Source organism: Mucilaginibacter ginsenosidivorax (assembly GCF_007971525.1).
Classification (GTDB): Bacteria; Bacteroidota; Bacteroidia; order Sphingobacteriales; family Sphingobacteriaceae; genus Mucilaginibacter; species Mucilaginibacter ginsenosidivorax.
In genome coordinates this window covers 1,697,582-1,706,803 of the sequence record NZ_CP042437.1, presented here as the reverse complement: position 1 = coordinate 1,706,803, position 9,222 = coordinate 1,697,582, and the positions used below count along the sequence as shown (strand labels likewise).

Annotated in this window: 14 protein-coding genes; 11 read left to right on the top strand and 3 right to left on the bottom strand. The window is 41.9% G+C overall.

Annotation, left to right across the window (positions count from 1 at the left end; genetic code table 11):
- Positions 1-45 precede the first annotated feature (45 nt).
- From FSB76_RS07160 to FSB76_RS07150, 3 genes are all read right to left on the bottom strand, one after another.
- Positions 46-675, bottom strand: coding sequence for an energy transducer TonB (locus FSB76_RS07160; protein WP_147052930.1), 630 nt, complete (start codon positions 673-675; stop codon positions 46-48).
- 73 nt (positions 676-748) lie between these two features.
- Positions 749-2,170 carry a C45 family autoproteolytic acyltransferase/hydolase gene (locus FSB76_RS07155; RefSeq protein ID WP_147052929.1) on the bottom strand — a complete coding sequence of 474 codons (1,422 nt, stop codon included), beginning with the start codon at positions 2,168-2,170 and terminating at the stop codon, positions 749-751.
- Between the two features lie 133 nt (positions 2,171-2,303).
- On the bottom strand, positions 2,304-3,329 hold the full coding sequence (locus FSB76_RS07150; protein WP_147052928.1) for a hypothetical protein: 1,026 nt from the start codon (positions 3,327-3,329) through the stop codon (positions 2,304-2,306).
- Positions 3,330-3,659: 330 nt separating this feature from the next.
- On the opposite strand from FSB76_RS07150, the gene rplC reads away from it, so the two are divergent.
- The 11 genes from rplC to rplN all read left to right on the top strand — a co-directional run bounded on the left by rplC (position 3,660) and on the right by rplN (position 9,220).
- A complete protein-coding gene (rplC, locus tag FSB76_RS07145) occupies positions 3,660-4,277 on the top strand; it encodes a 50S ribosomal protein L3 (RefSeq protein WP_147052927.1) in 618 nt (205 codons plus the stop codon).
- 1 nt (position 4,278) lies between these two features.
- A complete protein-coding gene (gene rplD, locus FSB76_RS07140) occupies positions 4,279-4,911 on the top strand; it encodes a 50S ribosomal protein L4 (protein WP_147052926.1) in 633 nt (210 codons plus the stop codon).
- Between the two features lie 2 nt (positions 4,912-4,913).
- Positions 4,914-5,204 (top strand): 50S ribosomal protein L23, encoded by a 291-nt coding sequence (gene rplW, locus FSB76_RS07135; RefSeq protein WP_090643376.1) that lies wholly within the window; start codon positions 4,914-4,916, stop codon positions 5,202-5,204.
- A gap of 8 nt (positions 5,205-5,212) precedes the next feature.
- Positions 5,213-6,040, top strand: a complete 828-nt coding sequence (gene rplB, locus FSB76_RS07130; RefSeq protein ID WP_147052925.1) for a 50S ribosomal protein L2 — start codon at positions 5,213-5,215, stop codon at positions 6,038-6,040.
- Positions 6,040-6,306, top strand: a complete 267-nt coding sequence (gene rpsS / locus FSB76_RS07125) for a 30S ribosomal protein S19 (RefSeq protein ID WP_076377419.1) — start codon at positions 6,040-6,042, stop codon at positions 6,304-6,306. Before rplB ends, rpsS begins: the two co-directional genes overlap by 1 nt.
- 6 nt (positions 6,307-6,312) lie before the next feature.
- Positions 6,313-6,741, top strand: coding sequence for a 50S ribosomal protein L22 (rplV, locus tag FSB76_RS07120; protein WP_090643385.1), 429 nt, complete (start codon positions 6,313-6,315; stop codon positions 6,739-6,741).
- 6 nt (positions 6,742-6,747) lie between these two features.
- Positions 6,748-7,659, top strand: a complete 912-nt coding sequence (gene rpsC / locus FSB76_RS07115) for a 30S ribosomal protein S3 (protein WP_147052924.1) — start codon at positions 6,748-6,750, stop codon at positions 7,657-7,659.
- A gap of 158 nt (positions 7,660-7,817) precedes the next feature.
- The gene (gene rplP / locus FSB76_RS07110) at positions 7,818-8,240 is read left to right on the top strand and encodes a 50S ribosomal protein L16 (RefSeq protein ID WP_090643396.1); all 423 of its coding nucleotides are present in this window, start codon (positions 7,818-7,820) and stop codon (positions 8,238-8,240) included.
- A gap of 125 nt (positions 8,241-8,365) precedes the next feature.
- On the top strand, positions 8,366-8,575 hold the full coding sequence (gene rpmC, locus FSB76_RS07105) for a 50S ribosomal protein L29 (RefSeq protein WP_090643399.1): 210 nt from the start codon (positions 8,366-8,368) through the stop codon (positions 8,573-8,575).
- 20 nt (positions 8,576-8,595) lie between these two features.
- Complete coding sequence (gene rpsQ, locus FSB76_RS07100) at positions 8,596-8,850, top strand: 30S ribosomal protein S17 (protein ID WP_008506277.1); 255 nt, start codon at positions 8,596-8,598, stop codon at positions 8,848-8,850.
- A gap of 1 nt (position 8,851) precedes the next feature.
- Positions 8,852-9,220 carry a 50S ribosomal protein L14 gene (rplN, locus tag FSB76_RS07095; protein ID WP_073405786.1) on the top strand — a complete coding sequence of 123 codons (369 nt, stop codon included), beginning with the start codon at positions 8,852-8,854 and terminating at the stop codon, positions 9,218-9,220.
- Positions 9,221-9,222 lie beyond the last annotated feature (2 nt).

The following is a 9,222-nucleotide window of genomic DNA, read 5'->3' as shown; positions in this document are numbered from 1 at the left end:
AGTACTATTTATAACATAGTACTATTTATTTTGATTGTACTTGCCTTAGGCTTTTATTCTTAACAAGTAAACCTCTTTTTTATCCGGCATTTTAAATTTTTCGATATTATCGCCGTTGTAAAAAGGATCAGCTATTTCTACCTGGTCAGAAGGGAATTCTTTTCCGAGCAACTTTTCAGCTTCGTCAATGGTGTATAGCGTGCCTTTAATGTTGAATACAAATCCATAGTCAGATTTTCGCAGTTGATTAAGATAGATATTGCCTTTCGGGATACTAAAACTTATAGGAACAGTATACTGTACACGCACGGACCGGCCATTTTGTATGCCCGGTTTCCATTGCGGGCTATTTTGTAAAACACTCACAGCTTCGGCTTCACAGCCTGCGCCGATACAGTTTATTGGGGCAGCGTCAACCACTTTACCATCTTTATCTATTACAATAGTCATTTTGAGCTTGCCGTTAATTCCTATCAGTTTTGCAACTTCCGGATATTTTAGGTTTCTGCCTATATAGTTAATAAAGGCGGGTACGCCACCTGGAAATTCCGGAAGGGTTTCGATACTGGCATGAATTGTTTTGGCATCCGCTTTTTTTGTGGTATCAGTTTTTAAAACGGGAGAGGCAAAAGATGAATTTGCGATAGCTATAAACAAAAGGTAATAAGGTTTCATGAGTTAAAAGTAAATCAAAACTTACGAAGTTTCAAAAGCTTCGTAAGTTTTTCAATTTGTATCAGGAAGGATTTTACTTTGCTGCAAACAGCGTCCACGGATAGGCTTTCATATCGCGTAAATATTGGGCCTGGTAATTATATTCGGGGTGTTGTTTCAGGAAGGGGGCTGCCAGGAAATCATCACCACTGGGGTGGCCCATGTGCGCCCATAGCTGGAGTTTGCTTACCATATCGGCGGTGGCCACTTTGCCTTGTACGGCGCCCATGGGGTAATAGGGGCCTTCGCTCCACTCGGGGCAGCCTTTAGGGTCTTTGTCAATATGGCCATCAATAACGCAGCGGTTTAGGGCGGTTTTATTGTCGAGCGCGTCAAAGGTATCGCCTTCAATAGTTTTGCCGTTTTCTGCGTCAAGCTTGCCTTTGTAATTAACACAAACCAGTTTTTCCATGCGCAGTTTGCGGGCATTTGGCGAACTTGTTTTGTTGTTTACATCAAATGTGGTTTCCTGTTTAATCAGGTTAGGGTCGGCCGGGAAGTTGGACCCTATCATGGCAGTATCTTTTGATCGCCATACTTTCATGGTTTTAAGGCCCAGCTCCAGTTTGGCCACTTCGTTGGTTTTGGTATCGCCAATCAGCCAGTCGTTGGCATAACCGCCGTTATTATCGGTGGTCATTATTTTTATTACGTCGTCTATACTATTACTATACTGGGCCGCTTTGCGGGCACGCACAAACTCGGGCGTACGGGTAGTATCAAAGCCTTTAAAGCCGGTAATGGTAGTTTCGGTTATCACAATGCCGCTACTGGTTTCTACAAAATCGTCGCCGCTATGTATAAAGCCCGGCGCGGTATCCATCAATATATGGTTGCCTTTTTCGGGAATGATATCTGCAATTATGTTCCAGCGTTCGCCCTCAATATAGTCCGTCCAGTTATTGTGGCCAATCACTATTTTACCATCTTTGGTATATTTTCCTGTAGCTATAAAGGCACTGCAATTACCGGGGGCTTTGTTATCGCCGCTGCCGGGTTTTATTTTATTCATCAAACCCGGCACATAATATTGGGCAAGTTCAATATTGGCATTAAGCGCGGTAATATCCAGGGTGTCGTATTTCAGGCCTTTGGCCTGTAAGCCTTCGGTTATACCGCGGATTTCGTCCTGGTATTCTTTACCAATCTTGTTCCACATAAAGCGGGCCGACGCCTTGCGGTAAAAGGCCCAGTCCTTTTTACTGGTATAGGGCAGGTAATACTGCATTACCTTTATTAAGGTGTCAATTTCTTTGGATAGCAGGTAGCCATGCTGATAGCCGATATCAGCCGGCGAACCCGCCAGGTGCACGTAAATCCATCCGTTTTTGTCTTCGCGGGAGGCTTTGCCCATACGGTCATGCGCCATGGTAGTTTTTTCTGTGGGCTTTTGCTTGCAGGCAAATAATAGGGTAGTGATAAAGATGATGGAAAGCGTTTGGCCAAAGTATTTCATCGTGTTTAACTGCTTAATTGTTAGTTGGATGAATATAGGGAAAGAAAATGGGCTTAGCAAAAAAGGTGGAAACGGTAGCGGCCTCACGGTATTCCTATATGGTTTAATTGAACATAATATTACCCTTCAAACTTCAACTAAGTAATTTTACAGCATTATTTACCATTGCGGCAAATGCTTCGTAATTGTCAATATTCATCAATATAGTATTAGTCATTTTGCTTTTACCATAAAGCTTATCTACCTGCACCGGGGTTTTAAAAGTTATGAGGAGGTTGCCACTGCTTTTTATTATTCCCCCTTTAAAGTAAAAATTATTCGAATGGTAATCGTTAACAATTTTGTTTATGGTGCAAATGTTGGCGATATCAACTATAGCGCGCCAGCGTAAGCCTGTACGTAAAAGCAGTGTGGTTTGGTTAATTTCCACTCTTCTTTTAATTACTGCGGATAGATCGGCAACCAGGAAAATAACGCCGTAAAGCGTAAGTCCCGTAACAATCATAGCCGCCAAAGGGCTCCATTTTAGGAGCAGCAGGTGAAAGGCAAATGTTTCGACCATAATGGCCACAAACAGTATGCACCATATGGCTATGTAACCAAAATCTTTATGCGTACTAAATGAACGGCTTTGGGTAAGCGCAGGTTTTTCTTTTTTCCACGATAGCAAGCCATATCTTAAAACAGCCAATTCCGAAGCTATAACTTTTACGCCTAACGAGTGGCCCATGGTGCTGGCCATTGCAAGTCGCAGATTGTAAATAGGATCGGGGAGGAGTGCCTTCTGATATTTATAGGCTAACCATAGTTTATTGAATTTTGTGAAAGCGTAAATAACAAACAGTAGTTCGGCAAAGGCCGATAATTTACGGATTTGCAATATATACGCTTTTTGCTGTGCAGGAAGTATCAGGTAGGCAATTATCGAGCAGATACTGATAATAAACAAAAGCCGTTTTGCCGAAGTTTGTGAGGGGCGAATAATTATAAGATAGTATAAAACAGGAAAAGTAACAACAAAATCGGCCAGTAAGCCATCTGCAACTTTGTTCCGCATGTTTAAAGCCACCGTATGTAATAATGCCCATCCGCCAAAAAATATCAAAACAGCTATTATGGTAATTAAAATAATGTTTCGGGTGAGTGAAGTTATGGGCATAACAGAGTCCTTTTATTGATGTTGTTTTATGAGATAAGATCGGTTAACGTGTGTAATTTGACATCCGATATTTACGCCCGGATGTGCTTTTATTAACACATGACAAAATACGATAAACTACTTTGCTTTTACATTAATTTAAATCAATTAGGCGCCAACAAGATAACCCGAAAATGCAGGTTAAAACAACTATACAAAATTTATAAAAAAATAACTCACTAACTATTTGATTATTACTGTAAAGTTTCTATCTTTGCCGTCCCTTTCGGGGGGAATAATATGTCTTGAACGAAGCCCTACTGCTTCGATGGACACAAATAAATTAAAGAAATGTCAGGAATTATTGGTAAAAAAGTAGGAATGACCAGCATTTTCGACGAAACAGGGAAGAATATTCCTTGCACCGTAATCGAAGCTGGCCCTTGCGTGGTAACACAAGTTAAGTCTGTTGATACAGACGGATATGCTGCTGTACAGCTGGCATATGGCGACAAAAAGGAAAAAAACACTTCTGGTCCGTTAAAAGGACACTTCCAAAAAGCCGGTACAACTCCAAAGCGTAAGCTTGTTGAATTCAAAACTTTCGAGGACGAAAAATCATTAGGTGATACTATCACTGTTGATATTTTTGCTGCGGGAGATTTTGTTGATGTAGTTGGTACTTCAAAAGGTAAAGGATTTCAGGGTGTGGTAAAACGTCACGGTTTTGGTGGTGTGGGTATGCAAACTCACGGTCAGCATAATCGTTTACGTGCGCCAGGATCTTTGGGTGCGTCATCATGGCCGTCGCGTGTATTTAAAGGCATGCGCATGGCAGGTCAAACCGGTAACGTTCGTGTTAAAGCACAGAACTTACAAGTGATTAAGGTTTACGCTGAGCAAAACCTGTTGGTTGTTAAAGGTTCCATCCCCGGAGCTAAGGGTTCATTCGTAATAGTGGATAAATAAGATGGAAGTAAACGTATTAAACGTATCAGGTAAAGAAACAGGTGCCAAGGTGCAGCTTCCTGAGTCGGTATTCGGTATTGAGCCAAACGATCACGCGATCTATCTTGATGTTAAGCAGTTTTTAGCTAACCAACGTCAGGGTACACACAAAGCAAAACAGCGTAACGAGATTGCAGGTTCAACCCGCAAATTATATAAACAAAAAGGTACAGGTGGTGCCCGTGCAGGTAGCGTAAAATCTCCATTATTTAATGGTGGTGGTCGCGTTTTCGGTCCGCAGCCCCGCGATTACAGCTTCAAATTAAACAAGAAGTTAAAATCACTGGCCCGTAAATCGGCTTTATCATACAAAGCAAAGGATAACAACATTTTAGTATTGGAAGATTTTAATTTTGATAGCATCAAAACTAAAAACTACATTAAAATGGAGGCCGACCTGAATGTTACTAATGACAAAACATTATTAGTAGTAGCAGGTGCCGAAAATAACAATGTGTATTTATCAAGCAGAAACCTGAAGAAAACGAAAGTAATTTCGGTTGAGCAGCTAAACACTTATGATGTGTTAAACGCTGGTAAACTGTTATTAACTACAGGCGCTGTTAAAACTTTGGAGGAAGCATTAGCTAAGTAATTATGGAAATTTTAAAGAAACCCCTACTTACTGAAAAAGTAACTCAATTAACCGAGAAACTTAACCGTTATGCTTTCAAAGTTGATCACAGAGCAAACAAAATTCAGATTAAAGGCGCCATTGAGGCAATGTACGGTGTTAACGTTAAAGCGGTAAACACTATGAAATACGTCGGCAAACTTAAAACTCGCAATACTAAGGCAGGCGCCGTATCTGGCCGTGCTGCTACGTATAAAAAAGCGATCATTACTTTGAATGACGGTCAAACAATTGATTTTTACAGCAATATATAATTATAGAGATGGCAGTAAAGAGATTTAAACCGGTTACCCCGGGTACCCGTTTCAGAGTTGACGTATCTAACTCAGATATTACAACAAACGTTCCTGAAAAGTCGTTGGTTGTATCATCAAACACTAGATCGGGCGGACGTAACAACACCGGTAAAATGACTATGCGCTACTTAGGTGGTGGTCATAAACAAGCATACAGGTTAGTTGACTTCAAACGTAATAAATTTGATATCCCTGCAAAGGTTGCAACTATCGAGTACGATCCTAACCGTTCGGCACGTATAGCACTGTTACATTTTGCTGATGGTGAAAAACGATATATGATAGCTCCGGAAGGCTTAACAGTTGGAACGGTAGTTGTAGCCGGCGAGACAGCTACTCCAGAGGTTGGTAATACCATGCCTTTGAAGAACATCCCGTTAGGTTCTATCATCCACAACATTGAGTTAAACCCAGGCCAGGGTGGTGTTATTGCCCGCAGTGCCGGTACTTATGCCCAGCTTTCGGCGCGCGATGGTAAATATGCCATCATCAAATTGCCTTCAGGCGAAACCCGTATGATATTGTCAACCTGTTTGGCAACTATTGGTACCGTTTCAAATGGCGAAAGAGCAAACGCGGTGTTAGGTAAAGCAGGCCGCAAACGTTGGTTAGGCCGCAGGCCGCGTGTTCGTGGTGTTGCCATGAACCCGGTAGATCACCCTATGGGTGGTGGTGAGGGTAGAGCCTCAGGTGGTCATCCACGCTCACGTAAAGGTTTGTTAGCTAAAGGCTACAAAACTCGTGATAAGAAAAAAGGGTCGGATCGTTATATCATTGAAAGAAGGAAAAAATAATGGCACGTTCAATTAAAAAAGGACCTTATATTGATCATAACCTGGAAAGAAAAGTTCTGACCTTGAATGAATCAAGCAAAAAATCAGTTGTAAAAACATGGTCACGTCGTTCCATGATCTCTCCTGATTTCGTTGGTCACACATTCGCAGTACACAATGGTAACAAGTTTATCCCGGTGTATGTAACAGAAAACATGGTTGGTCACAAGTTGGGAGAATTTGCTCCAACCCGTACATTCCGCGGTCACGCAGAGAAGAAAAAATAACAGGCAATGGAAGCAACAACAAAAATTAAAAAGTCTGTACTAATCAGGCAACAAAAAGAAGCTGCAAAAGCCGTAACCGGTGGTGCATCTGTTGCCAAATTACAGGACTGCCCAACTTCACCACGCAAGATGCGTTTGGTAGTTGACCTGGTTCGTGGTAAAAATGTATTTTCAGCTTTAAGTATCTTAAAGTTTACTAATAAAGAAGCTGCCATTCGTGTAGAGAAATTATTAGTATCGGCAATTACTAACTGGGAAGCAAAAAACGAAGGTAAAAAAGCCGAAGATCATGGCTTGTTTATTAAAGAAATCTCAGTAGGCGGTGGTCGTCAGCTAAAAAGGTTACGCCCTGCTCCGCAAGGAAGGGGATACCGTATCCGTAAACGCTCAAACCATGTAACACTGGTTGTGGATAGTAAAAACGAAAACAATTAATTTGAAATGGGACAGAAAGCACATCCAATAGGTAACAGATTAGGAATCATCAGAGGTTGGGATTCTAATTGGTTCGGTGGCAATCATTATGCCGACAAATTAGTTGAAGACGAAAAAATCCGCAAATACCTTTCAGCACGTATCGCTAAAGGTGGTGTATCAAAAGTGGTTATCGAACGCACATTAAAACGCATCACTGTAACTATCCACACTGCCCGTCCGGGTATTGTGATTGGTAAAGGCGGTGCCGAAGTTGATAAGATTAAAGAAGAGTTGAAAAAACTTACGAAAAAGGAAGTTCAGATCAACATCTTCGAAATCAAACGCCCCGAGCTTGATGCACAATTAGTGGCAGAAGGCATTGCAAAACAATTAGAAGCGCGTATCTCTTTCCGTCGTGCCATGAAAACTACTATCGCTTCAACCATGAGAATGGGTGCCGAAGGTATTAAGATCATGACATCAGGCCGTTTAGGTGGCGCTGAGATGGCACGTAGCGAACAATATAAAGAAGGAAGAATTCCTTTGCACACTTTCCGTGCTGATATTGACTACGCATTGGCAGAAGCATTAACTACTTATGGTAAAATAGGTGTTAAAGTATGGATCTGTAAAGGCGAAGTTTACGGCAAACGCGATTTATCGCCAAACATTGGTGGTGCAAGCAGCGCAAGCGGTAAAGGTGGCAGGCCAGATGGTGCCCCGGCATTCGGTGGTCGTGATAACGCTCGCGGTGGCGAACGTGGTGGCGAACGCAGAAATGACAGGAAACCAGGTGGCGATCGCAGAGGCGGTCCTGGAGCAGGTGGTCAAGGTGGTCCTCGTGGTGGCGGTAACAGCCGTCCGGGTGGTCAAGGTGGCAGCCGTCCAGGTGGTCAAGGTGGCGGTAACCGTCCAGGTGGCCCAGGAAAGAGATAATTAATAACAGATAATAGATATGAGATGTGAGATATGAGACAGTATCCTCTTCTCTTACCAAAACTGCGATAAAGCAAAAAATAACAAGATAGAAGATAAAAAGGATATACAGATCAGCGATCTCAAATCTCAAATCTCAAATCTCAATACTTAAGAAAATGCTACAGCCAAAAAGAACGAAGTTCAGAAAGATGCAAAAAGGCAGGATGAAAGGTTTAGCCACTCGTGGTGCTGAACTTTCATTCGGATCTTTCGGTGTAAAATCACTCGAAGCGGCATGGATTACCAGCCGCCAGATCGAGGCTGCACGTATTGCTGTAACACGTTTTATGAAACGTGAAGGCCAGGTGTGGATCAGGATTTTCCCTGACAAGCCTGTAACCAAGAAACCAGCAGAGGTACGTATGGGTAAAGGTAAAGGTGCTCCTGAGTACTGGGTAGCGGTAGTACGCCCCGGAAGGATCATTTTTGAGGCCGAAGGTGTGCCTATGGAAGTTGCTAAAGAGGCTTTGCGCCTTGCAGCACAAAAACTTCCGGTACAAACAAGATTTATTGTACGTAGGGATTACGTAGAAGCATAAATTGGAAGAGTTGAAAAGTTGTAAAGTTTTCACAAGTTGTAAAGTTAGATGCCGAACTTTCAACCATCAAACCAAAACAATACAACGTTGAAACTTTCTACTATTACAACAAATAACACAAGAAGATGAAGAACTCAGAAATTTTGGGACTATCTACAGAAGAACTGGTAGCAAAAATCGGCGAGGAAAGGTCAACCCTTACCAAATTGAAATTTGCTCACGCGGTATCGGCTATCGAGAATCCATCCCGTATAACAAAGGTACGCAAGGGAATTGCTCAGTTAAATACTGAATTAACAAAACGCAAAGCGGCGTCGGCTTCTGAAAAGAATTAATTTTTTAAGCATTCAGAAAAATGGAAAGAAATTTAAGAAAAACACGTACCGGCCTGGTGGTTAGCAATAAGATGGAAAAATCTATTGTAGTGGCTGTTGAGCGTAAAGTGAAACACCCTATCTACGGTAAATTCGTGAAAAAAACCACAAAATTTATGGCTCATGATGAGACCAACACTTGTGGCATTGGCGATACCGTATTGATTATGGAAACCCGCCCGCTGAGCAAGAGCAAAAACTGGAGATTAGTTCAAATTTTAGAAAGGGCTAAATAAGATGGTACAACAGGAATCAAGATTAAACGTAGCCGATAACAGTGGCGCTAAAGAAGTTTTAGTGATCCGCGTGTTAGGTGGTACCGGCAAAAGGTATGCATCTATAGGCGATAAGATAGTAGTAACCGTAAAAAGCGCTTTACCATCAGGTAACGTAAAAAAAGGTACTGTATCAAAAGCCGTAGTAGTACGCACCAAAAAAGAGATCCGCAGAAAAGATGGTTCATACATCCGTTTCGACGATAACGCAGCTGTTTTGTTAAATAACCAGGATGAGCCAAGAGGCACACGTATCTTTGGCCCTGTTGCAAGAGAACTGCGTGAGAAACAATTTATGAAAATTGTATCATTAGCACCGGAGGTATTGTAATC